Genomic DNA, 26797 nt, shown 5'->3' with positions numbered 1-26797 from the left:
CCTTCGTGTGTAGTGAATACTATCAACGTTCATCCAACTCTAACCCGAATGCGAGTCACCATGACCACCATCCTTCTCTGCAGCACACCGGTGCACGGGCACGTGACGCCGCTGCTCGCCGTCTCCCGCCACCTCGCCGACCGAGGACACCGCGTGCTCTTCCTCACCGGCGCGCGCTATGCGGAGCGCGTCATCGCCACCGGCGCCACCTTCCTCCAGCTGCCAGCCGAGGCAGACTACGACGACACCGACATGGATGCGGCCTTCCCCGGCCGGGTCGGGCTCACCGGGCCGGCGGGAATCCGGTACGACATGACCACCATCTTCCTGCGCCCCGCCAGAGCACAGCTCGCGGCGGTCGACGCGATCGTCGCAGAGCACGACGTGGATGCGGTCCTCGCCGAGAGCCTGTTCCTCGGCGCCGCCCTGCTGTCCACCCGGCCACGCGCATCCCGGCCGCCGGTGGTCAATCTCGGCATCGTGCCGCTCGGGCTGAAGAGCAAGGACGTCGCACCGTTCGGACTCGGCGTGCAGCCGAAGCCGGGCGTCGCAGGGCGCCTGCGCAATGCGGCCCTCACGGCGGTGGCGGAGAAGGTGATCTTCGCGCCCGTGCAGAAAGCGGCCAGCCGGATCGCCCACGAGGCGACGGGGTCGTCGCTGAACGGCTTCATCCTCAACTGGCCGTCGCACGCGGACGCCATCGTGCAGTTCACGGTGCCCGAGTTCGAGTATCCGCGCTCCGATCTGCCCGCGACCGTCCACTTCGTCGGCCCCGTCTCGCGCACCCGCCCATCGGATGCGCCCCTGCCCGCCTGGTGGGACGACCTCTCCGACGGGCGCCCGATCGTCCACGTGACGCAGGGCACGGTCGCCAACCGCGACTTCGGCGACCTGCTCCTCCCGACGATCCGCGGCCTCGCCGGCGACGACGTCTGGGTGGTCGCCAGCACGGGAGGTCGCCCGGTCACCGAACTGGATGCCGACCTCCCGCCGAACGCGCGCGTCGCCTCCTACCTTCCGTACGACGCGCTGCTCCCCCGCACCTCCGTCTATGTGACGAACGGCGGATACGGCGGGGTGCATTACGCGATGGAGCACGGCGTACCCGTGGTGATCGCCGGAACGACGGAGGACAAGGTCGAGGTGTCCGCGCGCGTTGCGTGGTCTGGTGTCGGCGTGAACCTCGCGACCAACCGGCCGACGGCCGCAGCGGTCGGCGACGCGGTGCGCTCGGTGCTGGCCGACCGGCGGTATGCGGACCGCAGCGCCGCTGTCGGGGAGGCGATCCGCGCATCCACTGGGCTGGCCGGGTTGGAGGAAGCGGTACTCGGGCTGGTGGATGCGCAAGGAGGGAAGCGCACTCATTCGCCACTTGGATGAATGGTAGAAGCGTTCGCTGTTGGATTCGATGAATGGCGCTGCGTACGATCGAAGAGGCAGACCACCGTCGCTCGGCCCCCACCCGCAGCCGAACGACACAGAGGAGTCGCCATCACCGAGTTCCGCATCGAGCTGGTCGCTCGCGACGAGCTCGGCTCCATCGTCACCCTGTTCACCTCGCACGGCGCCGTCGACGCCCGGCGGGCCGCGGCCGAGATCGCCGACGGCACAGCCACGTACGTCACCGGCCCGGACTCGTATGTCCGCGCGGTCGTCAGCGCCATCTCGTCGCCCGTCGGGCCGTACCTCTACGTGAACTGGGACGGCACCCGCCGCAACAACCTGCACGAGCTGTCGGCGGGCAAGCTGGTGCGGCTCTCCGCCCCTGCGCGCGCACCGCGTGCGAGCCGGTGGATGCGCGTGCGTGCCGCACTGACGGGCCTCGCGTCCCCCTCCGCCTGGCGGGAGCGCCTCGGTCCGGGTCACGAGACCGGCGCGGAGCGCGGGCAGCGCGCAGGGCTGGAGCCCGAGCCGAGGCGACCGGAGGCCATGCGCGATCGGATCAACCCGTTCGCGCCCAGCTTCCTCGACCTGATCCGCCCGCACGGCGTCACGCCGCGTCGCCGGGCGGAATGGCACAGCTAGCCACGCAGAAGCCCCGAGCCGGCGAGACGCCGGCAACTACGGCGCATCCCGGGTGTTCGCGACAGTTACTGGTGTCTCGACGGCGCAGGTGGGTTGAGCCAAGCCGCGGAGAGGGCGGGAGGCGCGCACTCTGTGAGGCGGTACAGGCGGGCGCGGGCGGCGTCCGCGGCCACGCGGGCCACGTCGACGGCGACCGCGGCCGGCGGCGCGACCGCCCTCGCAGCATCCCGTCCCTCACTCCCCCGCGAACCGAACCAGCGCATGAGCAGAGTCTCCCGAACCGGCCTGGACATCACGCCGGGATTCCAGCCTCGCGGCGTGAGAATGCCCACACGTCGCCGACCGCCCGCCGCTAGGCTCCACGCATGGAAGCGACCTGGCTCCGAGCAGCAGAACCTCCCACCTGGCCGATGGACACCCCCGCATACCGGGTGCGCATCTGGGTGCCCCAACCGGACCCGTACACGGGCTGGTCCGTCGACGACTGGGACGTCACAGGGGCGACGGAGGTGACCGAGGTCATCGCGTGGGCGGAGGAGGAGGCCGCACGCCTCCCCGGCGGCTCGTGCGAAGTGTTCGTGCCCGCCATCGACCACGACACGCTGGCCGACGGCACCGTCGCGGAGCAGGTGCACCATCTGCGCGTCTACGGCACTCCGGCGGACCCTGGCGTGACGGAGACGGTCGTGTCGTTCAGGAAGGACTGACCATCACACCAGGTAGGTCGCCCCGCGCGCCCGCTCGATCGCGAGCGCGCTGATGCCGGTGATCGCCGCGTCGAAGCCGAGGCTGCTGGCGACGAGGCGCGGTGGCGATGGGATGCGGCCGATCAGGCGGCGGCTGAGCTGGTCGACGGAGAGGGCGCTGTACTGGCCGAACGCTCCCGCGAGGACGATGACGCTGGGGGCGATGACCACGGAGATGGCCGCGCAGACCAGGCCGATCAGGTCGAAGAATTCGTCACGGGCCTGTCCTGCCACGGCGTCGCCCTCTTCGACCGCCGTCATCATGCGGCGGAAGGCGGGGCCGATGCGGCGGTCGACGTGGGGACCTCCGCGGTCGACCCAGGCAGCGAGTTCAGCGGCGATCGCGTTCTCGGTGTCGCCGTGGTCGGTGAAGTAGCGCGAGAACGACGCCGTGGACGTGAGCAGGTAGCCGACCTCGCCCGCCGCCGAGCGGAAACCGCGGTGGATGCGCCCCTCGCTGGCGATCCCGGCGCCGATGCCCGTGCCCAGCACCAGGGCGATGGCGCTCTCTTCGCCGCGCGCCGCCCCGTGGAGATATTCGCCGTAGACCGTCGCGTTGGCGTCGTTCTCGGCGAGGACGGGCAGGCCGGTGCGTTCGTGCAGGATGTCGGCGACGGGCACGTCCCTCCACTCCAGCTCGCTCGCCTTCGTGACGTGGCCGTCGTCGGTGATGCCGGGCAGCGCGATCCCGATGCCGATCACCGGGGTGCCGCCACCGGAGCCGCCATGCCCGCCCGACCCGCGCTGCCCACCGGAGACGAGCGTGTCCACCAGCTCCAGCAGGCCGTCCAGCCTGGCGGCGCCCGGGTCGGAGCCGTCGAACCGGAACGGGAGGTACTGCTCGTGCAAGACGGTGCCCGCGAGGTCGACGATGCGGCCGCGGGCGTTGGCCTCCGTGACGTCGATGGCGAGGATGGCCCTGCCGGTGGAGACGTAGCGCAGCAGACTCGACGGGCGGCCGGGTGACGAGCGATCGAGGCCGGCGATCTCGATCTGGCCCTCCTCGATGAGGGCCTGGGTCAGTCGCTCGACGGTGGCGGAGCCGAGGCCGGTTCGCTCGCGGATCTCACGCCGCGAGATGGGTCCCGCCGCGCGCAGCAGGTCGAGGATCGCGGTGCGGTTGATCTCCGTAACGTCGCGGGTGGTCGCGGTTCGCGGGATGTCCGACACGCTCATCGGCCCCCCTTTCACATCGCCGTGAGTAAATCTTCGCCTACCGGAAGCCCCGGTGACAAGGGGCGCCTGTACCCCGTCAGCATAGCGGGATCGGACTTCTTGTTGTTATTTATGCATCGTAGTGATAGAAAAGCCTGCAACGGTTCGCGTGCCGCGCTGACCGTCGGCCACTTCTCGAACGATTTGGACTCAACGATGAATCTCAGTTCCCGCTTCAGAGGCATTTCCCGCCGTCGGCGCCTGTTGGCCGCCACGGGCATCATCGCCGCAGCAGCCGTCGCCCTCACCGGCTGCTCGGCCGGTGGCGACAGCTCGGGTGGCGACGTCAAGAAGCTCACCCTCTGGCTCTCCTCCAGCGCCGCCCAGCAGAAGGGCTTCGATCAGCTCTCCGCCGACTACAAGAAGAAGACCGGCATCACGGTCGACGTCGTCAACATCCCGTACTCGGGATACGCGACCAAGCTGCACAACGCCGCCCAGGCCAATGCCCTCCCGGACATCGCGAACGTCCCGGCGCTCGACCCGATCTGGAAGAACAAGCTCGTCGACCTCAGCTCGATCACCGACACGAAGTCGAACAACATCAACGAGAGCTACGTCGCCAAGGGCACGGACGGCAAGACCCTCGCGATTCCCTCCGACGTCACCTCCACCGGCCTGTTCATCAACAAGTCGCTGTGGGAGAAGGCCGGCGTCAACTTCCCGTCGTCGCCGGACAGCACCTGGACCTGGCCGGAGTTCGTCGCCGCGGCCGACAAGGTGCGCGAGTCGACGGGCGCCAAGTACTCGCTCGTCTACGACGCCTCCCCCTCCCGGCTGCGCGCCCAGGTCTACGAGATGGGCGGAAAGTACATGCAGCAGGGCTCCGACGGGAAGTTCTCCGCTGACGCCGCCACGAAGAAGGCCGTCGACTACTTCGTCGGCCTGAACGACGACAAGACGATGCCGAAGTCCGTCTGGACCAGCGGCGCCGACCCGTCGGCACTGTTCCAGAGCGGCCAGGTCGCGGCGTACTGGTCGGGCGTCTGGCAGGTCTCCGCCTTCGCCACGAGCATCACCTCGTTCGACTGGGCGAGCGTCCCCACCCCCGCGCAGCCCGTGCAGGCAGCGGACGTGAACGCCGGCGGCCTCGTGGTCGGCTTCCAGAACAGCGACGCAGAGGGGAAGGCCGCGAAGTCCTTCCTCGAGTGGATGTACGAGCCTGCCCAGTACAAGAAGCTCGCTGAGACCAACGGCTACCTGCCCGTGGAGAAGGGCCTCGACATCACCTACGACTTCACCTCGCAGGCTGCCCTGGATGCGTTCGACCTCTACAACAAGGAGCTCGAGGTCTACAAGCCCATCTCCGGCTACTTCCTGCAGGCGCAGGTGAAGTGGGCTCTCGACGGCAAGTCGATCACGACCGATCCGACTGTGACAGAGATCGGCAAGGCGATCAACGGCCAGCAGACGTCCGCCGAGGCCGTGAAGAACATCGTCGACGGCTACGACAAGCAGGTCGGCAAGTAGGACGAGCGGGAAAGGAGGGAAGGAACCCATGTCGGCTACAGGCACAGCCACCCCGCGGGTGGTCGGGACACGCGCATCCGGAGCCCAGCGCACCCACAAGCGGCTGAACCACTACCGTTTCGCGCCGCTCGTGCTCATCCTGGTGAACGTCGTGCTCTTCGCGGCCTTCTTCGCCTGGCCGGCCATCATCGGCCTGGTGTACTCGTTCACCGACTACACCGGCGTGGGTTCCTTCCACTTCATCGGGCTGTCCAACTACCAGCAGCTGTTCGGGGACTCGGCGTTCTACGCCGCCCTCGGCAGGACCGTGCTGTTCACCCTCATCGTCGTGCCGACCAGCTTCGTCTTCTCGCTGCTGGTGGCGAACCTGATGGTGAGCCAGTACGCCAAGGGCAAGCTCGTGGCGCGCATCATCTTCTTCGTGCCGTGGCTGATCTCGCCGATCGTCTCCGGCGTGATCTGGCGCTGGCTGTTCGGCGAGAACTTCGGCCTCGTCAACTTCGTGATCGAGTCCCTCGGCGGCTCGGCCGTTCCGTGGCAGTCCAACGCGGATCTGTCCCTGATGGTCGTGGTGATCGCCGCGACCTGGGGAGGCACGGCGTTCTCGATGCTGCTCTTCATCGCGGCGATCAAGAACGTGCCGGTCTCCTACTACGAGGCCGCCGCACTCGACGGCGCAGGCCCGTGGCAGCTGTTCCGCAACATCACGCTGCCGAGCATCGCGCCGACGTCGTTCATCGTGATCCTGCTGACCACGCTGAACGCGATGAAGGAGTACGCGCTGTTCCAGTCGCTCAACAACGGCGGCCCTGGCACTTCGAACAACCTGCTTGTGCAGTACATCTACCAGACCGGTTTCCAGCAGGGTCAGATCGGCTACGCCAGCGCGGCCAGCTTCGTGCTGATGATCATCCTGATGGCCATCGCGATCATCCAATTGACTGTCAACCGCAGAACGGAGCGCCGCCGATGACCGCCAGCGTTGCAGACCCCCGCATCGACAGGGCGGCGGATGCGCGACCCACGCAGCCGCGCGCCGACCGTTCGCGTCGTCGCGGCGGAAAGAACGGCGCCAGGCAGCTCGGCCGCGCCATCGCCCCGACCACCCTGCTCTGGGTGCTCGCCTTCGCATACGGCTTCCCGCTGCTGTGGTTCGTCCTCAGCTCGTTCAAGCCGGCCGGCGACCTGTTCTCGTTCCCGCTCTCGCTGCTGCCGAAGTCGTGGACCGTCCAGGGCTACATCGACGCGTGGAACAGCTTCAACTTCTACGAGTTCTTCGGCAACACGTTCCTGGTCGCCATCGTGACCACGATCCTGACCGTGGTGGCGAGCTGTTGCACCGGGTACGCCCTCGCCAAGTACGACAACCTCTGGCTCAAGATCTTCTTCGTCTGCATCCTGGCGACGACGATGCTCCCCACCGAGGTCATGCTCGCCCCCACATTCCTGGTGGTCCGCGACCTCGGGATGTACAACTCGCTTGCGGGCATCATCGTCCCGTCGATCCTCACCGCGACAGGCGTGCTCATGTTCCGGGCGTTCTTCCTCACGGTGCCGGACGAGCTGGTCGAGGCCGCCCGCATCGACGGCGCGAGGGAGCTTTCGATCTTCTTCCGCATCATGGTCCCGATCTCTCGTCCGATCATGCTGACGCTCGCGATCTTCTCCTTCCAGTGGCGCTGGAACGACTACATCTGGCCGCTGCTGGTGCTCAACGACCCGAGCAAGTTCACCCTGCAGATCGGCATCCAGAGCATCGTCGGCGCGCAGAACATCAACTGGTCGGTGCTGCTCGGCGCGTCCGTGATCTCGATCGTGCCGCTCGTGCTGCTCTACCTGGTGTTCCAGAAGTACGTGATGAACGCCAACATCAACGCCGGATTGAAGGACTGATGCGCGACTCCGTTCCCGCCTCCTCGCTGCTGGCCGCGGCACGGGAGGCAGCGCTTCTGGCAGCCGGGGATGCGGCGTCCTCGCCGGTCGCCGAGCTCGCGCACCGCGAGCTGATGCGACGGGTGAAGACGCTGGTCTCGGTCGCTGTCTCCTCTTCTTCGGAGACCGCCCCGCCCGGCACCGTCGTCACCCTCCGCGCGCTGCTCGGCGAACTCCGCCGCCTGCAGACGCCGACCGGCCTGTTCGAGGGCGGCGACAACGTGCAGTCGCCTCCGGACAGCGCGTTCACCATCAACGACGCCTGCGACGTGCACCACCTGCTGCGGGATGCGGTCGACCCGTCCCTCGTGGACGTGCGGGACGCGCTCGCCGCGCTCATCCGGAACGCCACGCCTCCGCTGCTCGCCGGCGGGGTGCACACGCCGAACCACCGGTGGGAGATCAGCGCGGCCCTCGCGCGCATCCACCGGTCGTTCCCCGACGCGCGCCTGGTCGCCAGAGTGGACGAATGGCTGGCGGAGGGCGTCGACATCGACGCGGACGGCTACTACTCCGAGCGGAGCCCGAACTATGCCTCAGCGGTGAGCAACCCGTCGCTGCTGGCGATCGCCGAGATCCTGGACCGACCAGAGCTGCGGCGCGTGGTCGAGCGCAACCTGGAGCTGACGCTCGCACTCATCCATCCCGACCGCACGGTCGAGACCCTTCCGTCGCGGCGGCAGGACCAGGGGACCAGGTTCCCGCTCGCGCCGTACGCCGTGCCGTTCCGCTCGCTGGCGCTCTCGACGGGCCGCGGCGACTTCGCGTGGGCGGCAGAGCTGGCCGTGGCGGATGGGATCGACGACCCCGGCGTGCTGACCGAGCTGCTGCTGCATCCCGCGCTGAACGAAGCGCTTCCTGGCGTGCAGGCCCCTCGGCGAGAGGGGACGACGGTGCATCCCGGTGTCGCACTGGCGGTTCATCGGGGCGCCGCCGCCGATACGGTGGCGTACGGCGGCTCGGACTACGCCCGGCACGGTCGAATCCGCTCGGGCCTCGCCAACGATCCGACCATCCTGCGGCTGTTCGCGGGCGGCGCGGTGCTCGACTCCGTGCGCCTGTCGCGCACCTTCTTCGGCCTCGGTCCGTTCCGGGCAGACGCGTTCCGCACGCTCCCCGACGGACGCATCGAGCTGCGCGAGCGCGTGTCGGCCGGGTACTACCAGCCGCTCGCGCCCGACGCCCGCCGCGCGGGCGGCGACTACGCCGTGACCGACGACGGCCGGTTCTCCGCCGCGATGTCGTTCCCGGAGCGCACGGCAGACGATGTCGCGCTGGAGACGACGATCCTGGTGGCACTGCACGACGACGGAGCCGACCTCGAGGTGACCATCGACGGGCCGCCGAGCCCGTGGACGCTGGAACTGGCGTTCCGCGACGGTGGCGCTGTGGATGCGCCCCGGCGCGACCGCGACGGAGCCCACGTCCTCGCCGGCCACCGCGCGAGCTACACCCGCGGCGGCGATGCGATCAGCGTCGAGCTCGACGGCATCGACCCCGCTGCCGATCCAGCGCCGTACTGGCCGGGCGAGGACTACGCGTTCCTCTCCGGAACGGACGCGGTCGGCGGTGTGCGCCTGCTCGTCGGCGGCGCGACGCCGGCGCGGTTCGTGGTGCGGCTGCGCGCCGGGGCGGCGGACGCGTGAGCGCGACGGACTCGCGAGACGGGGCGAACGCATCCCGCGCTGGAGCACGCGCTGCACCCGCGGCACGCACAGCAACCGGGGCAACCGCAGCCGCCCCTCCCGCCCGCGTCGCCGTGGTGGGCGTGCAGGGCTACGGCACCGCGCACATCCTGAACGCGCTGGCGCTCGAGGACCGCGGCCTGGTCGAGCTCGTCGCCCTGGTCGACCCGGCGCGCGGACCGCTCGTGCGCGACGGCGTGCGGGTGCCGGAGGACAGGCTGCCCGTGCGGCTGGACCACATCGACGAGCTGCTCGGGAGCATCCCGGTGGACATCGTCATCGTGGCGACCCCGCTGCACACGCACGCCACGCTCGCCGCCGCCGCGCTGCGCGCGGGCGCGGACGTGCTGCTGGAGAAGCCTCCCGTCACGGAGCTCGCCACCTTCGCACGGCTGGAGGCGGTGACCGGGGAGACCGGCGGCCTGGTGCAGGTCGGCTTCCAGAGTCTCGGGTCCGGCGCGCTCGCGGAGCTGCTCCGGCTGATCGACGCCGGTGCGCTCGGCGACATCCGCTCGATCGGCGCTGCGGGGTCGTGGACGCGGCCCCGCGGGTACTGGACGCGGGCCCGCTGGGCGGGCCGCCGGATCCTGGACGGTGCCAGGGTGGCTGACGGCGCGGTGGCCAACCCGTTCGCCCACGCAGTGATGACCTCCCTGCGCATCGCCGGCTGGGACTCGCCGGAGGCCATCGGCACCATCGAGACCGACCTGCGCAGGGTGAACCCGATCGAGGTCGACGACACCTCCACCATCCGGGTGCGGCCCTCAGCGCACGGGGCGACGTCGTTCGGTGGCGCCATCACCTGCGCGTTCACGCTCGCCGGCCCCGTCGAGGCCGAGCCGACCATCCTGGTGCGAGGCACAGCCGGCGAGGCGACCCTGTCGTACACGACCGACCGCCTGACAGTGGCGACGAGCGACGGCCGCACCGAGGAACGGCAGTACGGCCGCCGTGACCTGCTGGAGAACCTGATCGATGCCAGGCGCGACGGCGCCGCCCTGCTCTCGCCGCTGTCCGCGACAGGCGGTTTCGTGCGCGTCATCGAGGCGGTCGGAGATGCCCCCGTCGCGCCGATCGATGCCGGTCATGTCACCTGGGACGGGCTCGGACCGTCGAGGCGCCCGGTGCTCGCCGACGCGGAGGCCGCGGTGCGCCGCGCTGTCGAGACACAACGCCTCTTCGGAGAACTGGACGGGCTGCCGTGGCGCTGAGGGCCACCCGCGACGCGTCCGGTGTCGACATCGCGCTGGGGGCGCAGCGCGTCGCCCGCTACGTGTTCGCGCCGGACACGCCGGTGTCCGAGTCGCCGCGACCGTACCTGTACCCGATCACGACGGCGGCGGGCATGCCGGTGGCCGACTTCCGCCCGAGCGATCACTCCTGGCACCACGGGTTCTCGCTGGCGCTGCCGAACGCCGGACGGGCGAACCTGTGGGGAGGGCGCAGCTGGGACCGCGCGACCGGCGCATACCTCGACAGGGGCGACAACGGCTCGATGCGCACCGAGAGCATCCAGGTGGATGCGGCTGGGGCCATCGTCTCGACCGTCGCGTGGCTCGACGCCGACGGAGAACGGCTCGCGACCGAGGACCGCGCGCTCACGTTCGCGGAGGAGGAGCGGGGCTGGACGCTGGACTGGGAGTCGCGCATCCACGTGCCATCGCCGCTGACGCTGGGAAGCCCTGCCACCAACGGACGCGCCGGCGCGGGATACGGCGGTCTGTTCTTCCGGGCGGCGCCGGAGTTCCGCGGCGCGACGGCCACGGCGGACGACGGGAGGTCGGGACCGGCCGACGACTTCCTCGGCGAGCGCGCGAGGTCGCTCGCACTGACCAGGCCGGACGGGGCGGCGACCGTGCGCCTGGCGACCGCCGACACCTCCTCCTGGTTCGTGCGCTCGATGGAGTACCCGGGGTTCGGGCCTGCGCCGTTCGACACGATCGAGGTGCAGGTGAAGCCGGGCGATGGCTGGTGCCTCCGCGCGCGGCTCGTGGTGCTCGACGGAGACGACACCCGCCGCTCCGGCTGAACGGTCAGTCGGAGCCGCGCAGCGCGTCGGCGAGCAGCCAGGTCATGTCGATGGGCTGGGTCGGCGGAAGGTCAGGCGCCCCGGGGTCGATCGGGGTGCTGCGGCCGTGCTCACGCGATGTGTTCATGATGTTCCTCTCGGTGGTCGTTCGTTACGGGGCGTCGTTCATTCCTGGGCGTCGTTCATTCCTGGCTCGGGAGGCACGCCTGCAGCAGCCCCAGGCGCCGAAGCTCGGCGAGCTGCTGCTCGATGCTCAGCCGCGCGCCGTCCACGCCGTGCTCGGCCAGGCAGGTGACGTCGAGGTCGGAGAGCGTGGACTGCCACGCCCTGTCGACCTGAGCGAACTCCCGGGCGTAACAGGTGCCATCCGCCCCAGCGTCGACCGCGGCGTCGGGGACGGCGTAGAAGACGAACGGAGGCGCCCCGGTGACGGGAGCCATCGGGTAGCCGGCCTCCGCCATGCATCCGGCGTAGCGGCTGTACGCGGCCAGATACTCCGCATGGGTGACGCGGCCGTCGGAAAGGTCGGCGTTCTGCTGCGCAGACGCCGCGGGCAGCGGCCGGTCGCGTATCCACGACGCCCACGCCAGGATGCGGCCGCCCGCAGCCGCCGCGACGGTCACGGTCTGCTGCGGCCCGACAGGGGCGGACAGCTCGGTCACGGCCGGCGTATCGACGGAGCAGTCGACCGTCTCGGAGACACCGGCGACGGAGGCCACCACCTGGCCGTCGTCGAAGCACTCGAGCGAGACCGCCAGCCTTGTCGCCCCCGGCGGCGCGCTGCGGAGCGCCAGGCGAGCCGTGCCGGAGGCGTCCGCGACGACAGGAGCGCCGAGCAGGACGCCGTGGGTCTTCACCTGCTGCTCGGCGGCGGCCCCGAGCCGGAAGACCCTGTTCGCCTGGTCTGCGCTCGCGATGGCCGTGGTCGTGATGGCGGCGCCGGTCAACGCCCCGGCGAGCGCGAACGCGCCCACGCCGAACATCCATCGACGACGGCGACGAGGTGCTCGGCGCCCCTCCTCCGCGGACGTCTCGACCAGGACGGCCCGCAGTGCGGTGTCCCGGTCGGCGGCCAGCTCAGTACTCATGGGAGGTCTCCCCTCTGATGGTGCGTGTGGAGGCGCCGTCGTTCTCGCCGAGACGACGGGCCAAGCGGGACTTCGCTCGCGACAGACGCGATTTCACGGTTCCAGGGGCGACACCGAGCGCTGCTGCCGCGTCCGCCTCCGAGTACCCGTGCAGCACGCAGAGCGCGATCACCTGCTGATCGGCAGCCGGCAACCGGAGCAGCGCTGCGGTGGCCGGGCCGTCGTCGAAGGCTTCGGCGTGGTCGGGGTGAGGGACGGGCGCGGGGAGCCGGTCGAGGAGGATGCGGTGCCTGCGGTGCGCGCGCGACAGGTTGCGAGCTGCGTTGGTCGCCGTCACCAGCAGCCACGGCAGCATCGACCCGTTGACGAAGCGGACGGCGTCCCGCTTGCGCCAGGCTTCGAGGAAGGTGACGGCGACGACATCCTCCGCGTCGCCGACGTCGGGGACGAGGCGCAGGCTGTGCCGGCGCACGCGGTCGCGATGACGGTCGAAGACGCGACCGAACGCTTCGCCGTCGCCGTGCACGGCCAGAGCCCAATCGGCCTCGTCGTCGGAGAGTTCGCTCACACTGTGGAATGTCCGCGACGGCGCGATCGGTTCCCCCTTCTTCCCTTTTCCTCGCTTTTCCTCGCTTTTCCTCGCCGCCGTCAGTCGGGCGCGACGGTGCGCGAGGCGAGCACCGACCAGTCGTGCTCGAAGAGGCCGGTGAAGTATGCGGCGATCTCGGCGTTCTCCAGGATGACGCCGGCATCCCGGTTGGTCAGCGTGCCGGCAGGCGACCAGTTCTGACTGCTGACGAGCGCCGCCCTTCCGTCCACCACGATCCCCTTGTTGTGCACGTTGTTCTGCAGCTTCACCCTGTTCACGACGTCGAGGCCCTCCGCCTGCAGCTTCTCCAGGTACCCGGCCGTCTCGAACTGGCTCATGATGATGCGCACGTCGACCCCCGCATCCTGCCGCTCCACCACCGCGCGGACGAGCGCGACGAAATCGGCGGCGGCCGCTGTGACCGTCTTCGGCAGTTCGATGTACTGGAACTGCATCAGCAGCGACGTCGTGGCGCTCCGGATGAGGTCCAGGATGTGCGGGGCATAGCTGCCGGCGTCCGGGGTGAGCAGCGGGGTCACCGTGAGCCGACGGCGGTGGGTGTCTGCGGCGAAGAACCGCTGGTACGGCGGGGTGGTCGCGAGGGGCGCGAGCAGAGCGGGCGCCGGAACCGGAGCCGGTGCGGCGGCCTGGTGCGCCGCTGCGACGGCGAGGTCGTTGAGCAGGAACGCCTCGAAGGTGTTCGCGAGGTGCTCGTTCTCGATGACGACGTGCCAGTCGCGGTCGCCGTCGCGCGCCGCGTCCGCGTCGCCCGGCGTATTCACAGGGTCGATGTCCGGCTGGTTCGAGTTGTTCCAGTTGCCGCTGGACAGCCAGACGGCCGACGAATCCCGCACGGCGACCTTGATGTGGTAGGCGGACGGGAAGATCCAGGCGGCGGCGAGCGGGTCCATCCTGTCCAGCGCCCAGGCGTTGGCGAGGTGTTCGCCGAAGGCGGCCGTGAGGGCGGCGACGGTCTGCTCGTCGGTCTGGTCGGCCGTCGGATTCTTGGCTGGGTGGTCGAGGACGAGGCGCACGGTCTTACCGGCGAGCTCCGTCTCGACGGTCTGCAGGACGTGCCGCGAGGTGAAGTCGTAGAGGCCGACCGTGAGGGTCTCGCGCACGCCGGACAGGAACGCGCCGAGGGTCGGCCAGCCGGAGTCCGGGCTCGCGCTCAGGGTCACGGTCATGGTGCCGGAGACCGGGGAGAGCGTGGCGCCCGCCGGGGGCGTGTACGCGAGCTGAGGTTTCGCGGCGGCAGCGAACGCGACGTGAGGTACGACCGCGCCGACCCCGCCGGATGCGCCGGTCAGGTCGAGTTCGTCGGCGAACTCCGGCACGGCGCCGCGGTCGGGCGCCGGACCGGCCGTGCGCGCGTACGCGGCCGGCTCGCTCAGCGACTGCTGCTTGGCAGCGGAGGCGACCCGCACGTCGACGGGGAACCCGTCGACGTCCCCGGGCAGCGCCGCCCGCAGGCCGGCGAGCTGCGCACCCCGCGCCGCCGTCACCACGATGGCAGGCTGATCGGTGATCCACCCGTCCGTCAGCAGATACCCCGGCCGCACGCTGAGCGCACCAGGAACCCGGAACGCGTCCAGGTGACTGCGGATGACGGATGCGATCCTGTCGGCGGGAACCTTACGCATACCCCCGGCTTACTCCGCCGCGCGGCGAGATACCAGTAACTGCCGCGCATCCCGGGCGAATCGCGACCGGTACTGGTATCTCGTCGAACCGATGAATGCCTGTATTCCTGCGGCCCCTAGGATGATGCGCACAGCCAGAAAGATGGAGATCGCACCATGAGCACCGACGCGCCGACCACCACCCACCAGGCGGACAGCCATGACGTGATCCGCGTGCAGGGCGCACGCGTGAACAACCTCAAAGACGTCAGCGTCGAGATCCCGAAGCGGCGGCTGACGGTGTTCACCGGTGTCTCTGGCTCCGGCAAGAGCTCGCTCGTGTTCGGGACCATCGCGGCCGAGTCGCAGCGGATGATCAACGAGACGTACAGCGCGTTCGTGCAGGGCTTCATGCCGACGCTCGCCCGGCCGGATGTGGATGTGCTGGACGGCCTGACCACGGCGATCATCGTCGACCAGGAGCGGATGGGAGCCAATGCCAGGTCGACGGTCGGGACGGCGACCGACGTCAACGCGATGCTGCGCATCCTGTTCAGCAGGCTGGGGCAGCCGTACGTCGGGTCGCCGCAGGCATTCTCGTTCAATGTCGCGTCCGTGTCCGGCGCGGGAGCCATCACGCTCGAGCGCGGAGGGAACACGACCAAGGAGCGCAGGAGCTTCTCCATCACCGGCGGGATGTGCCCGCGCTGCGAGGGGATGGGGAGCGTCAACGACATCGACCTCAGCCAGCTCTACGACGACTCCAAGTCGCTCGCGGACGGCGCCCTGACCATCCCCGGATACACGGCGGACGGCTGGAACGTGCGGATCTACGCCAGCTCCGGTTTTCTCGACGCTGACAAGCCCATCCGCGAATACACGAAGAAGGAACTGCAGGACTTCCTCTACCACGAGCCGACCAAGGTCAAGATCGGCGACATGAACCTCACATACGAAGGGCTCGTGCCCCGGGTGCAGAAGTCGATGCTGTCGAAGGACAGGGAGGCGATGCAGCCGCACATCCGCGCGTTCGTGGATCGCGCCGTCACCTTCACCACCTGCCCGGACTGCGGAGGGACCCGGCTCAGCGAGGCCGCCAGGTCGTCGACGATCGGCGGGGTCAGCATCGCGGACGCGTGCGCGATGCAGATCAGCGACCTCGCCGACTGGGTGAACGGGCTCGACGAGCCGTCGGTGGCTCCCCTGCTGGCCGCGCTGCGCGAGACGCTCCAGTCGTTCGTGGAGATCGGCCTCGGCTACCTGTCGCTCGACCGCCCCGCCGGTACGCTGTCCGGCGGCGAGGCGCAGCGCACCAAGATCATCCGCCACCTCGGCTCGTCGCTCACCGACGTGACATACGTGTTCGACGAGCCGACCATCGGGCTGCACCCGCACGACATCCAGCGGATGAACGAGCTGCTGCTGCGCCTGCGCGACAAGGGCAATACGGTGCTGGTGGTCGAGCACAAGCCGGAGATGATCGCCATCGCCGACCACGTGGTCGACCTCGGGCCGCGGGCGGGAACGGACGGCGGCGCCATCACCTTCGAGGGCACCCTCGACGGGCTGCGCGCGAGCGACACGCTCACCGGGCACCACCTGGACGACCGCGCCACCCTCAAGGAGACGGTGCGCAGTTCGACGGGCATGCTCTCGATCCGCGGAGCGAACGCGCACAACCTGCGCGACGTGGACGTCGACATCCCCCTGGGGATGCTCGTGGTCGTCACCGGGGTCGCAGGCTCCGGCAAGAGCTCGCTGGTGCACGGCTCGATCCCGGCCAGTGAGGGCGTCGTGTCCATCGACCAGGCGGCCATCCGGGGCTCCCGCCGCAGCAACCCCGCCACGTACACCGGCCTGCTCGACCCGATCCGCAAGGCGTTCGCCAAGGCCAACGGGGTCAAGCCCGCCCTGTTCAGCTCGAACTCCGAGGGCGCGTGCCCGAACTGCAACGGCGCAGGCGTCATCTACACCGACCTCGGCATCATGGCGGGCGTCTCCACCGTCTGCGAGGTGTGCGAGGGCAAGCGGTTCCAGGCGTCCGTGCTCGACTACCACCTGGGCGGCCGCGACATCAGCGAAGTGCTGGCCATGTCGGTAATCGAGGCGGAGGAGTTCTTCGGCAGCGGCGACGCCAAGACGCCGGCCGCCCACAGCATCCTGAGCAGGCTCGCGGATGTGGGACTCGGCTACCTGAGCCTCGGTCAGCCGCTCACCACCCTCTCCGGCGGGGAGCGGCAGCGCCTGAAGCTGGCGACCCACCTCTCCGAGCAGGGTGGCGTCTATGTGCTCGACGAGCCGACCACCGGCCTGCACCTGGCCGATGTCGAGCAGCTCCTCGGCCTGCTCGACCGGCTGGTCGACGCCGGCAAGTCGGTGATCGTGGTCGAGCACCACCAGGCCGTGATGGCCCACGCTGACTGGATCATCGACCTCGGCCCCGGCGCGGGGCACGACGGCGGGCGCGTGGTGTTCGAGGGGACGCCTGCGGAGCTGGTGGCTGCGCGGTCGACGCTGACGGGCGAGCATCTGGCGGCGTACGTGGGGGCCTGAGCGCCCAGCGAGGTCAGAGCCACATCCTGCGCCGCTCTGCCTCGGCGCGGACGGCCTCTGCGCGGTCCAGGCGCTCCGCCAGCCTGGCGGCTCGCCCGGAACGTCCGGCGCCGTCATGTCCGGCGCCACGACGTCCGCTGCTGCCGCGGTGCCGCATCCGGTGCAGGATCGCAGTGCACCAGGCAGGAAGCGCGGTCGGGGTGCGAGCGGGGAATCCGGCTGGTCTGATCGTCATGCCGCCACGATGGCGCAGGTCCCTCTGCGCCTGCGCGCCGATTGACGGAAATCGTCAATCGACAGTGCGCCGCCCGCCCTGCCGCGCAAGGATGATGCCATGAGCGTGTCCATCGATGTGAGCAGAGTGCAGACCGAGCAGTTCCGGATCGCGCCGTCGCCGCTCGCCGAACTGGGGTCCGCCATCCACCTGCTCGTCGAGCCGACGCACCACCCTGCCCACAGTGGATGGGTCGCTTCGGTGACCGGGGCGATCGAACCGGACCTCCTAGACAGACTCATCGACGCCGACTACCTGTGGCGGACATCCCGCGCTGACATGCTCCTGCCGTCGGAGCCGGGCGCGACGCTGGCCGAGGAACTGGACGCGGTCGACGCGCTCGACGACGAGACCTGGGTGTCCGCAGCCCTCCTCACCAGCAGCTGCGGCACGGTGCCCCTGTTCCGCGAGCTCGGATCGCCGCTGGTGGACCCGGCAGCGCGAGACCTCGCCAGGGAGCGCGCCATCGCGCGCGGCCAGCGGCAGATCGGCTTCGTCGATGTCGTGCTCGACGATCCGCCCTTTGCACGCGCCCGCGTGCGCCGCCTGCTCGAGGACTGCGACGCCGCCTTCTTCGCGGAGGCCTGGACTCAGCTCCTCCCCCGGCTCGCCTCAGACGCACGCCTCAAGAAGGACGTGCTCGCCACCTCCGGACTGCGACGGATGCTCGGCTCCGTGTCGCCTGCGGTGTCGGTCGACGACGACGAGACGCACATCGTGGTCGACAAGCTGCAGGACAATGCGACGACGGCGGACGAGCGCGGCATCACCTTCTTGCCCAGCGCGCTCGGACACCCGCACCTGCTCGTGGTGCACGCCCCCGGCTGGAAGCCGGTGATCCAGTACCCGTTCGCCGCCGGCCAGACGCCGGGGGCGGCTGCCACGGTCGACGCCATCGCGCAGCGGCTGCGCGCGCTCGACAACCCGGTCAGGCTCCGGCTCGCGCGCAGCCTGATCCGCGGGCCGCATACGACGGCCGACCTGGCAGAGGCGTGGGGCCTCAGCGCCCCGGAGGTGTCTCGCCACCTCGCGATCCTGAAAGACGCCGGCTTCCTGACGACGACGAGAAACGGTCGATACGTCGTCTACGCGTTCGACATCGTCACGGCCGCACGGCTCGGCAGGGACATGATCGACGCACTGCTGCGGTGACCGATTCGGCCGGTGCGCCCCCGGTCAGACACCGGGTGTATTCACCCAGTGTCTGACCGCTCCCCCCATAAGGCGCGACGCGCGTGCGCCACCCGAGACGTACGCCATCGGTGCCTGAGTGACGAAGCCGAATAAGTCACTCCCTTAGACCGTAGGAGCCCCCTTCTTCGGCGGATATGGCACTTTGGTCGCATCTCTGGCCCCGTTGGCGGCAAAAGATGTGACTTTGGTCGTAGTCCTGGGCATCGTGCTTCGGACGCGAGGCTACGCATGATGAGCGAGTGACCCGAACTCTCGGGGCTCGCGCATCGCCGGGCGGGCCTCTTGGCTTTCTGCGTACCCTCCGGTGGTCGTACACCGAAGCACGGCCCGTCGTGCTCTGGGTCTTCAACCTGCGGTTTCTGGTGGGCGGAATGCTCGCGTTCAGCGGAGAGATCGCCGTCGTCAAAGCGATCGCAGGGGCCACATCCTGGTTCCTGGCCGTGTGGGCCGTGTACCTGGTGAACGGCATCAGCGACATCGCGGGAGACCGGGCGAACGGGTCGCACCGTCCGCTCGCCTCCGGAGTGCTGACCGAGCACGCCGCGGTGTCGTGGTGCGTGGTGCTCACCGCTGCGTCCGTCAGCATCGCCGTTCGCATCAGCGTGGTCTTCGTGCTGCTCGTGGTGATGATGCTGTCGCTCGGATTCGCGTACTCGCTCGGTGCGCACGCGGCGAAACGATGGGCTGTGCCCGCCCTCACCGTCGCCGCGGCGGGCGGTCTGCTCACCTACCTGGCAGGGGCGGAGGCGTTCCACGGGACGATCGCGCCCGCCGTGCCGGTGTTCGCCATCGTCATGGCGCTCTGGATCGCCGTGGTCGGGCACGCGAAAGACTTCGGCGACGCCGTCGGGGACAGGATCGCCGGACGACGCACCCTGCCGATCGTCATCGGGGATCGCTCTGCGCGACGCGTCGTCGCAGTGGGCTCGGCGACGATCGGCGTTGCGGCCGTCCTCGCTGCCGTCCTGTATCCCGCGCTGCTCTCGCTCGTCGCCCTCGGCCCGTGCGCCGTCGTCGTCTGCGCCCTCTCGCTCAGGCGAACGGGCACGGACAGGCGCTCCAGACGACGACCGTACCGGGCGTTCATGGTGTCCCAGTACACGGTCAACCTGCTCGCCATCGGGTTCGCGGCCACCCCGTGAACGAGACGACCCCGTGATAGAAAAGCCACCAATGACTACCAGCACCTCCGACCACGACCACCAGCTCGCAGACGCCAGCGCCGCGATCGTCGAACAGACGGTCGCCGCCCTCCGCTCCGTGGACAGCGCACTGGTCTCCGACCCGTACATCGAGGCGGAGTTCGTGGCGCAGATCGAGCACATCCTCGGCCAGACGCTCGCCACCCTCGGGCTCAGCGCCGCTGCGGAGCCGAAGCAGGCGTCGCGCGGCGCTGAGGTGGGCGAGCACCGGGCGAGGCAGAACGTGCATCCGGTCGACAGCCTGAAAGCGGCGACGCTGCTGTTCGATGTCGGCCTCGGCGTCCTCGTGAAGGCCACGGGCGACCGGCTCGGACACGACGACATCGCGCGAGCGCTCAACGCGTCGATCATGGGCAACGTCATCCCCGCCTCCGTCGCCTACGTGAACGTTCTGCTGGAACGGCTCGCCGTCGCGCACAGCGAGGAACGACTCGGCATCTCCCGCGAGCTGCACGACCGCGTCGCCCACAGCATCGCGGCGGGGATGCAGCGCGTCGACCTCAGCGGACTCGCCGACCCGGCAGGCACGGATGCGCAGGTGCGGCTCGCCGACGGGATGGCGCTGTTCGACGCAGCGCTGGACGAGACCCGCGCGATCGCCAGGGACCTGCGGCACTTCGTCGGGGACAAACGCCTCGACGAAGCACTCAACGACTACGTGGCCGACCTCGACGACGCAGGTCCCCGGGTGATCGTGGAGCTGGACGGGATGCCGTTCAGGCTCACCACGGGAACGCAGGAGGAGGCGTTCATCATCGTCAGGGAGGCCATCCACAACGCGCGACGACACTCAGGGGCCGGCACGATCACCGTGAGCTCCAGCTGGCAGCCAGGCAGCGTGCGCCTCTCCGTCCGCGACGACGGGCACGGCTTCGAGCACGACAGGATCCGCTCCGGCGCGCTCGGGCTGATCGCGGCCCAGGAGCGCGCCGAGCTCATCGGGGCAGACCTCACCATCGACCCAGGCCCCGGCGTCGGCACCCACGTCGAACTGAGCATCCCCATCCAGGAGGCCGGCGTATGACGGCAGAGCGTCGCAGCATCGTCATCATCGACGACCACAGCCTGTTCCGACAGGGCATCCGCGCCCTGTTGGAGAGCGCCTTCGACATCGTCGGCGAGGGCGGCACCAGCTACGACGCCCTCCGGCTCGTCGCGGAGACCTCCCCCGACGTCCTCCTCCTCGACGTCGAGCTGCCAGGCATCCCCGCCGAGCAGACGATCACGCGCGTCCGCCGCGACCATCCGGAGGTCGCGATCGTCGTCCTCACCATGCACAACGACGTCGCCCTCGAACGCCAGCTGCTGCGCGCGGGGGCGAGCCACTACGTCACCAAGAAGGTCAACGGAGACGACCTCTCGATGATCGTCTCCGGCGCCACCCCGGCGCCGGCCACGACGCGCCCGGCCGCCCCGGACACGGAGGCGGCCGCCCCCACCATCCTCACCAGCCGAGAGCTCGACGTGCTCCGGATGATCGCCCAGGCATACACGAACCGCGACATCAGCGTCCAGCTCCACATCGCGGAGGGCACGGTCAAACGGCACACCACCAACATGTACGTGAAGCTCGGCGCCACCTCCCGCATCGACGCCGTCAGGAAAGCCGCGCGGCTCGGGCTGCTCGACGCCTCCCGGCCGTACGCGCAGGAGACCAGCGCCCAGGAGACCCGCGCACCCGAGGCCCGCGCATCCGAGACCCGCGCACCTGAGCCGGGCACGCCGCGAAGCTGAGCCTCCTGTCGCGCCGGCACCCGCACCCGCGGCCGACCCGTGACAGGGGCGCGCGCATCCCGTAGCCTCGTCTGCATGGCGGAGCCGTCGACTGCCGCGCAAGCCACGTCCGCCCCACCCGCGGGCGGTACCCGCACGTTCCTGCAGGTGCTGGTCAACACGATGATCGCCAACGTGACCACCAGCTTCCTCTGGTTCGCTCTGACGTTCTGGGTCTACCTCGAGACGCACTCGGTGCTCGCGACGGGCATCGTCAGCGGAGCGTACATGCTGCTCGTCGCCGTGTTCTCGATCCTGTTCGGGTCGATCGTCGACCGCTACCGCAAGCACGCGGTGATGCTCGTCGCGAGCGCCGTCACGCTGGTGTCGTTCTGCATCGCCGGAGTCTTCTACCTGCTGTTCCCCGAGTCGGCGCTCCTCGACATCGCCGGGCCGATGTTCTGGGTGTTCGGCGGCATCGTGCTGTTCGGTTCGGTGATCGAGAACATGCGGAACATCGCTCTGTCCACCACCGTCACCCTGCTCATCCCTGTGGAGCGGCACGCCAACGCGAACGGCCTGGTCGGCACGGTGCAGGGCCTCGCGTTCATCGTGACCAGTGTGTTCAGCGGGCTGGCGATCGGGATGCTCGGAATGGGCTGGACGCTCGTCATCGCCATCACCTTCACCGGGCTGGCCCTCTTCCACCTGCTGTTCCTGCGCATCCCGGAGGATGCGCCGCACGGCGACGGCGAGAAGGCGCCCGGCATGGACCTGCGCGGGAGCATCAGCGCGATCCGCAGCGCGCCCGGCCTGTTCGCCCTCATCATCTTCTCCACCTTCAACAACCTGATCGGCGGCGTGTACCTGGCGTTGATGGACCCGTACGGGCTCGAGCTGTTCCAGGTGGAGCTGTGGGGGATCGTGCTGGCCATCTCGTCGACGGGGTTCATCATCGGCGGTCTCGTCATCGCGAAGTTCGGGCTGGGCAGGAACCCGATCCGCACGATGCTGATGCTCGTGATCGGGATGGGCGTGCTCGGCGCCCTGTTCACCATCCGCGAGTGGTGGTGGCTGTACGTGCTCGGCATCTGGCTGTACATGACGATGATCCCGGCGGTGGAGGCCGCGGAGCAGACGGTCATCCAGAAGGTCGTGACCTTCCGGCGCCAGGGTCGCGTCTTCGGGTTCGCCCAGGCGCTGGAGTCCGCAGCAGCGCCGATCACGGCGTTCCTCATCGCGCCCATCGCGCAGTTCGTCATCATCCCGTATCTGGCGAGTGACGCCGGTCAGGCCACCTGGGGCTGGCTGCTCGGGGAGGGCGACGCGCGGGGCATCGCGTTCGTGTTCCTGGTCTCCGGGCTGCTGATGGTACTGCTCGGGGTGGGGGCGTTCCTCACCAGGTCGTACCGGATGCTGTCGAAGGAGTACCGGGGCGACGATCCGGCGCTGCCCGGTGCGGCGACGTGAGCGCGGCGGGCGGCACGAGCGGCGACCGGGCAGGGCGCCTCGCCTTCGACGCGGCGGCCAAAGTGTACGACGAGGTGCGCCCGTCCTACCCCGCCGCGCTGTTCGACGCGCTGTTCGCGCTGCTGCCCCCGGCGCCGGACATCCTGGAGGTCGGCCCGGGCACAGGGCAGGCGACGGCCGACCTGCTGGCGCGGGGAGCGACCGTGCACGCCGTCGAGCTCGGTCCGGCGCTGGCCGCCGTCCTGCGATCGAAGCTGCCATCGGAGCTGCTGAGCGTGAGCGTCGGCGATTTCGAGCGCCTGCCCCTGCCCGCCCGGTCGGTCGACGCCGTGTTCTCGGCCACGGCGTACCACTGGATCTCGCTCGGCGCGCAGCTCGACCGGCCGGCGCTGCTGCTGCGGAACGGAGGCGTGCTGGCCGTCGTCGACCTCATCCAGGTGGCGTCGCAAGACGACCGGGGGTTCTTCGCCGCCGCCCAGCCGCTGTACGACAGATACGGGCAGGGGCACACCGGCCCGCCGGCGCCGACCAGAGAGGACGCCGATCCGCCCATCCGGAGCGCCATCGCCTCCGACCGCCGCTTCGATCGCGTGGAGGTGCGCCGCTACGACTGGAACCAGACGTACAGCGCTGCCGACTACCGCAAGCTCATGCTCAGCTACTCCGGCACGCGCCTGATGCCGTCCGAGCAGCGGGAGGGACTGCTCGACGACGTCGAGACACTGATCGTGGACGCGTTCGACGGCAGAGTGACCCGCCCTCTCGTCGCCACGCTGACGACGGCGATCCTCGCCTGACCGGCTCCGCCCGCACCCGACACCGATATCCCGACACCGATATCCCGTGCCGATATCCTGTGCCGATGGCTCTCGAACTCTGCGTCCTGCTCTGGGCGACCGACGGCAACGACGACGCCCTCACCCGCTACGAAGACACCGTTCTCGCGCTCGTGCCGAAGCACGGAGGGCGGGTGGTCAGCCGGGTCCGTCGCGCCGCGTCGGATCGTGGAGGCGAGAGCGGAGGGGATGATGGGGCCCCGCTGGAGGTGCAGGTCATCCACCTGCCGGACGATGCCGCGCTGCAGTCCTACCTGACCGATCCGGAGCGGGTGGCGCTGGCGGACGTGCACCGCACCGTGATCGCGCGCACCGACCTCATCCGGGTCGAGACGCTGGTCTGATTCGACGGCCTGGACGCCCCGCCCTTCCGCGCGGGCATATACTGTCTTCAGGACAGTATCTCCGAAAGGCGGCGACATGACTGTGGATGAGGTCCCAGACGACACCCCCGGCCTCCCCTATCGCTCCGGCCAGCTCGCCGCACTGCTCGAGGTCTTCTCGCTCTGGTCGTCCGGTGCGTTCATCCGCGGCCTGGCCACCGGGGTCGGCGTCGACCTCGACACGACCGCCATCGTCGCCGTCACGATGCTCGCGCGCGACGGCGAGCAGCGCGCGTCGACCCTCGCCTCCCGGCTGCACGTCGGAGCATCCGCCATCTCCAAGCTGACCGCGCGGCTCGGCACGCACGGGCTGATCGAGAAGCGGCAGGACCCGGAGGACTCCCGGGCGACGCTCCTGCGGCTCTCGACCACCGGGACGGAGACGGCGGCAGCGCTCGTCGCGGCGGGGGACGCGATGATGGCCGACCTGCTCCGAGCGTGGCCGGAGCGGGACCGCGCCGACTTCGATCGCTTCCTGCACCGCTTCCGAGACGACGCCGTCGCGCACGCGTCGCGCGTCTCCGCTGCTCCGCAGCACACCCCCGACCGACCAGAGAAAGCAGAATCATGACCCGCACCTACCTCGTCACCGGAGCCGCGAGCGGCATCGGCAGAGCGACAGCAGAACTCCTCCGCTCCCGCGGCGAACGCGTCATCGGCGCCGACCTGCGCGGCACGGACATCTCCGCCGACCTGTCCACCGCCGAGGGCCGCGCAACCCTGGTCGAGCAGGCGACCGAGCTGTCCGGTGGCGTCCTCGACGGCGTGCTCGCCGTCGCCGGCCTCAGCGCCGGCATCCCGGTCACGGCGGCCGTGAACTACTACGGAGCCATCGCGACGCTGGAGGGGCTGCGCCCACTGCTGACCGCATCCACTGCCCCGCGGGCCGTCGCGGTTGCGTCGATGGCATCGCTGCAGGACCACGACGAGAAGCTGGTCGAACTCCTGCTGGATGGCGCAGAGCAGGACGCGCTCGCGCGTGCGGCCGAGCTCGCCGAGTCCCCTTCGACCGCCCACCAGATCTACTCCTCCAGCAAGCGGGCGCTCGCGCGGTGGCTGCGCAGAAACGCGGCGACGCCGGAGTGGGCAGGCGCGAGCATCCCACTCAACGCGATCGCCCCCGGCGTCGTCCTGACGCCGATGACCGCGGAGCTCGTCGCCACCGCAGAAGGGCGGGCGCGCCTCAACGAGCAGGTGCCGATGCCACTGAACGGCCCGTTCGACGCCGAGGTCGCCGCCAGGCTCCTGGCCTGGCTGGCCGGCGAGGAGAACTCGCACCTGTGCGGACAGGTGGTGTTCGTCGACGGCGGCTACGACGTGACCGTGCGCGGAGACAGCACCTGGTGACCTGATCCCGGACGGCCGCGAGGGGACTCTGTCCTCTCGCGGCCGTTTTTGTTGCTATTGTCAGATCACTATTTCCACGTTGCAACTCTCGATGATGAGGATGTGATGGGTCCACGAACCGAACCCGCAGCCCCGGCCACCACCCGCTCGACCCGCACCGCCATCGGCGGCCGCACCTGGCTGGCGCTCGTCGTCGTCGGGCTGGTCGGACAGCTCGCGTGGACGGTCGAGAACATGTACCTCAATGTGTACGTGTACGACACCATCTCGCCCGACCCGAACGTCATCGCGATCCTGGTGAGCGCCAGCGCGATCGCCGCGACGATCGCGACCCTCCTCGTCGGCGCCTGGTCGGACAGGATGGGCCGCCGCCGCGCGATCATCGCGTTCGGCTACGTCGCGTGGGGCGTCTGCACGGCCGGCTTCGGCTTCGTCGGCGCACCGGCAGGGGCAGCTGCTCCGACCGGCGCCGCGCTGATCGGGGCGATCGTCGCGATCGTGCTGCTCGACTGCGTGATGAGCGCGTTCGGCTCCGGCGCCAACGACGCCGCCTTCACCGCGTGGGTGACCGACTCCACCGATCCAGGCAATCGCGGACGCGTCGACGGCGTGCTCGCGGTGCTTCCGCTGATCGCGATGCTGCTGGTGTTCGGCCTGCTCGACGGCCTCACCCGCGCCGGCGACTGGAAGCTGTTCTTCGGCGTCGTCGGCATCGTCACGATCCTGACCGGAGCTGCGTCGTGGTTCCTGATCAGAGACCGCGGCGTCCCCGCACGCACCGACGGCATCCTCACCGCCGTGCTGCACGGCCTCCGCCCGAGCACGATCAGGCGGCAGCCGGCGCTCTATCTCACGCTCGCCATCTGGACGGTCATCGGCACGAGCACGCAGGTGTTCCTGCCGTACGTGATCATCTACCTGCAGCGCTACCTCCGCATCGAGTCGTACGCGCTCGCCCTCGGGATCGTGCTGATCCTGGCGTCGGTGCTGAGCATCCTGGGCGGCCGGGTGATGGACAGGATCGGCAAGACTCGCTTCCTGCTGCCGGCGGTCGCCGTGTTCGCGGCCGGGCTCGTCGCGATGACCTTCGCGCGCGAGCTGCCCGCGGTGATCGCGTCCGCGACCGTCATGATGGCGGGCATGATGGCGTCGCTCGCGACGGTGTCCGCGATGACCCGCGACCACACCCCGGCCGATCGCGCGGGGGCGGTGCAGGGCGTCCGGATGATCCTCGCGGTCATGATCCCGATGATCGTCGGCCCGTTCCTCGGCGCCGCCGTGATCTCGGGGGCGGCGAACACCTACACGTCCCTCGGCGTCGTCCAGCCCGTGCCCGGACCGGAGATCTTCATCGCCGCAGCGGCCGTGCTCGTCCTCGTGCCCGTGCTCGTCGTCCGGCGCGCCAGGGCGGTCCGCTCGTGAGC

The 26797-nt window shown here is 69.8% G+C and carries 26 protein-coding genes; 20 read left to right on the top strand and 6 right to left on the bottom strand.

What is annotated here, in order from left to right; translation table 11 throughout:
* The first annotated feature begins 60 nt into the window (after positions 1-60).
* The 3 genes from ACIRCZ_RS15920 (at position 61) to ACIRCZ_RS15910 (ending at position 2732) form a co-directional block, all read left to right on the top strand.
* Positions 61-1380, top strand: coding sequence for a glycosyltransferase (locus tag ACIRCZ_RS15920; RefSeq protein ID WP_402854738.1), 1320 nt, complete (start codon positions 61-63; stop codon positions 1378-1380).
* Positions 1381-2025: a hypothetical protein gene (locus ACIRCZ_RS15915; RefSeq protein ID WP_402854736.1), complete on the top strand. Its 645-nt coding sequence runs from the start codon at positions 1381-1383 to the stop codon at positions 2023-2025. It begins immediately after the preceding gene.
* 365 nt (positions 2026-2390) lie between these two features.
* Positions 2391-2732, top strand: a complete 342-nt coding sequence (locus tag ACIRCZ_RS15910; protein ID WP_402854734.1) for a hypothetical protein — start codon at positions 2391-2393, stop codon at positions 2730-2732.
* Positions 2733-2735: 3 nt separating this feature from the next.
* Here the strand turns inward: ACIRCZ_RS15910 and ACIRCZ_RS15905 are convergent, their stop codons facing one another.
* Positions 2736-3947, bottom strand: coding sequence for an ROK family protein (locus ACIRCZ_RS15905; protein ID WP_402854732.1), 1212 nt, complete (start codon positions 3945-3947; stop codon positions 2736-2738).
* 243 nt (positions 3948-4190) lie between these two features.
* On the opposite strand from ACIRCZ_RS15905, the gene ACIRCZ_RS15900 reads away from it, so the two are divergent.
* The 6 genes from ACIRCZ_RS15900 to ACIRCZ_RS15875 are packed head-to-tail and all read left to right on the top strand — an operon-like array spanning position 4191 to position 11102.
* Positions 4191-5456 (top strand): ABC transporter substrate-binding protein, encoded by a 1266-nt coding sequence (locus ACIRCZ_RS15900; protein ID WP_402854730.1) that lies wholly within the window; start codon positions 4191-4193, stop codon positions 5454-5456.
* A 28-nt stretch (positions 5457-5484) separates the two neighbouring features.
* The gene (locus ACIRCZ_RS15895; RefSeq protein ID WP_055894577.1) at positions 5485-6429 is read left to right on the top strand and encodes a carbohydrate ABC transporter permease; all 945 of its coding nucleotides are present in this window, start codon (positions 5485-5487) and stop codon (positions 6427-6429) included.
* A complete protein-coding gene (locus ACIRCZ_RS15890) occupies positions 6426-7349 on the top strand; it encodes a carbohydrate ABC transporter permease (RefSeq protein WP_402854727.1) in 924 nt (307 codons plus the stop codon). Before ACIRCZ_RS15895 ends, ACIRCZ_RS15890 begins: the two co-directional genes overlap by 4 nt.
* Positions 7349-9034, top strand: coding sequence for a hypothetical protein (locus tag ACIRCZ_RS15885; RefSeq protein ID WP_402854725.1), 1686 nt, complete (start codon positions 7349-7351; stop codon positions 9032-9034). The genes ACIRCZ_RS15890 and ACIRCZ_RS15885 overlap by 1 nt, the downstream gene beginning before the upstream one ends.
* Positions 9031-10284: a Gfo/Idh/MocA family protein gene (locus ACIRCZ_RS15880; protein ID WP_402854723.1), complete on the top strand. Its 1254-nt coding sequence runs from the start codon at positions 9031-9033 to the stop codon at positions 10282-10284. Before ACIRCZ_RS15885 ends, ACIRCZ_RS15880 begins: the two co-directional genes overlap by 4 nt.
* On the top strand, positions 10275-11102 hold the full coding sequence (locus tag ACIRCZ_RS15875) for a DUF6807 family protein (RefSeq protein WP_402854721.1): 828 nt from the start codon (positions 10275-10277) through the stop codon (positions 11100-11102). The genes ACIRCZ_RS15880 and ACIRCZ_RS15875 overlap by 10 nt, the downstream gene beginning before the upstream one ends.
* Before the next feature lie 4 nt (positions 11103-11106).
* Here ACIRCZ_RS15875 and ACIRCZ_RS15870 read toward each other — a convergent pair whose 3' ends face one another.
* The 4 genes from ACIRCZ_RS15870 to ACIRCZ_RS15855 all read right to left on the bottom strand — a co-directional run bounded on the left by ACIRCZ_RS15870 (position 11107) and on the right by ACIRCZ_RS15855 (position 14422).
* The gene (locus ACIRCZ_RS15870) at positions 11107-11229 is read right to left on the bottom strand and encodes a hypothetical protein (RefSeq protein WP_268765806.1); all 123 of its coding nucleotides are present in this window, start codon (positions 11227-11229) and stop codon (positions 11107-11109) included.
* Between the two features lie 55 nt (positions 11230-11284).
* A complete protein-coding gene (locus tag ACIRCZ_RS15865; protein WP_402854719.1) occupies positions 11285-12190 on the bottom strand; it encodes a hypothetical protein in 906 nt (301 codons plus the stop codon).
* A complete protein-coding gene (locus tag ACIRCZ_RS15860; RefSeq protein ID WP_402854717.1) occupies positions 12180-12758 on the bottom strand; it encodes an RNA polymerase sigma factor in 579 nt (192 codons plus the stop codon). The genes ACIRCZ_RS15865 and ACIRCZ_RS15860 overlap by 11 nt, the downstream gene beginning before the upstream one ends.
* A gap of 80 nt (positions 12759-12838) precedes the next feature.
* On the bottom strand, positions 12839-14422 hold the full coding sequence (locus ACIRCZ_RS15855) for a phospholipase D-like domain-containing protein (RefSeq protein ID WP_402854715.1): 1584 nt from the start codon (positions 14420-14422) through the stop codon (positions 12839-12841).
* 156 nt (positions 14423-14578) lie between these two features.
* On the opposite strand from ACIRCZ_RS15855, the gene ACIRCZ_RS15850 reads away from it, so the two are divergent.
* A complete protein-coding gene (locus ACIRCZ_RS15850) occupies positions 14579-16954 on the top strand; it encodes an ATP-binding cassette domain-containing protein (protein WP_402854713.1) in 2376 nt (791 codons plus the stop codon).
* 13 nt (positions 16955-16967) lie between these two features.
* On the opposite strand, the gene ACIRCZ_RS15845 is transcribed toward ACIRCZ_RS15850, so the two are convergent.
* Positions 16968-17189 carry a hypothetical protein gene (locus tag ACIRCZ_RS15845; RefSeq protein ID WP_402854711.1) on the bottom strand — a complete coding sequence of 74 codons (222 nt, stop codon included), beginning with the start codon at positions 17187-17189 and terminating at the stop codon, positions 16968-16970.
* 99 nt (positions 17190-17288) lie between these two features.
* Between ACIRCZ_RS15845 and ACIRCZ_RS15840 the strand changes: the two genes are divergently transcribed.
* From ACIRCZ_RS15840 to ACIRCZ_RS15795, 10 genes are all read left to right on the top strand, one after another.
* Positions 17289-18380 carry a DUF5937 family protein gene (locus tag ACIRCZ_RS15840; protein ID WP_402854709.1) on the top strand — a complete coding sequence of 364 codons (1092 nt, stop codon included), beginning with the start codon at positions 17289-17291 and terminating at the stop codon, positions 18378-18380.
* 281 nt (positions 18381-18661) lie between these two features.
* Entirely contained in the window at positions 18662-19564 is a 903-nt protein-coding gene (locus ACIRCZ_RS15835; protein ID WP_402854708.1) for a UbiA prenyltransferase family protein, read from the top strand.
* A 31-nt stretch (positions 19565-19595) separates the two neighbouring features.
* Positions 19596-20648, top strand: coding sequence for a sensor histidine kinase (locus tag ACIRCZ_RS15830; RefSeq protein WP_402854706.1), 1053 nt, complete (start codon positions 19596-19598; stop codon positions 20646-20648).
* A complete protein-coding gene (locus tag ACIRCZ_RS15825; protein ID WP_402854705.1) occupies positions 20645-21358 on the top strand; it encodes a response regulator in 714 nt (237 codons plus the stop codon). The genes ACIRCZ_RS15830 and ACIRCZ_RS15825 overlap by 4 nt, the downstream gene beginning before the upstream one ends.
* A 75-nt stretch (positions 21359-21433) precedes the next feature.
* A complete protein-coding gene (locus ACIRCZ_RS15820) occupies positions 21434-22807 on the top strand; it encodes an MFS transporter (protein WP_402854703.1) in 1374 nt (457 codons plus the stop codon).
* Entirely contained in the window at positions 22804-23604 is an 801-nt protein-coding gene (locus ACIRCZ_RS15815) for a class I SAM-dependent methyltransferase (protein ID WP_402854701.1), read from the top strand. Before ACIRCZ_RS15820 ends, ACIRCZ_RS15815 begins: the two co-directional genes overlap by 4 nt.
* Before the next feature lie 65 nt (positions 23605-23669).
* Positions 23670-23987, top strand: coding sequence for a hypothetical protein (locus ACIRCZ_RS15810; protein ID WP_055894551.1), 318 nt, complete (start codon positions 23670-23672; stop codon positions 23985-23987).
* A gap of 76 nt (positions 23988-24063) precedes the next feature.
* Positions 24064-24597, top strand: a complete 534-nt coding sequence (locus ACIRCZ_RS15805) for a MarR family winged helix-turn-helix transcriptional regulator (protein ID WP_055894549.1) — start codon at positions 24064-24066, stop codon at positions 24595-24597.
* Positions 24594-25373 (top strand): SDR family oxidoreductase, encoded by a 780-nt coding sequence (locus tag ACIRCZ_RS15800; RefSeq protein ID WP_402854698.1) that lies wholly within the window; start codon positions 24594-24596, stop codon positions 25371-25373. Before ACIRCZ_RS15805 ends, ACIRCZ_RS15800 begins: the two co-directional genes overlap by 4 nt.
* Before the next feature lie 105 nt (positions 25374-25478).
* Positions 25479-26795, top strand: coding sequence for an MFS transporter (locus ACIRCZ_RS15795; RefSeq protein ID WP_402854696.1), 1317 nt, complete (start codon positions 25479-25481; stop codon positions 26793-26795).
* Positions 26796-26797: the final 2 nt, after the last annotated feature.

This window comes from Leifsonia sp. NPDC102414, assembly GCF_044765685.1.
Taxonomy (GTDB): domain Bacteria; phylum Actinomycetota; class Actinomycetes; order Actinomycetales; family Microbacteriaceae; genus Leifsonia.
Note: the sequence above shows the minus strand (reverse complement) of the source record. Positions and strands in the feature narration are given on the sequence as shown.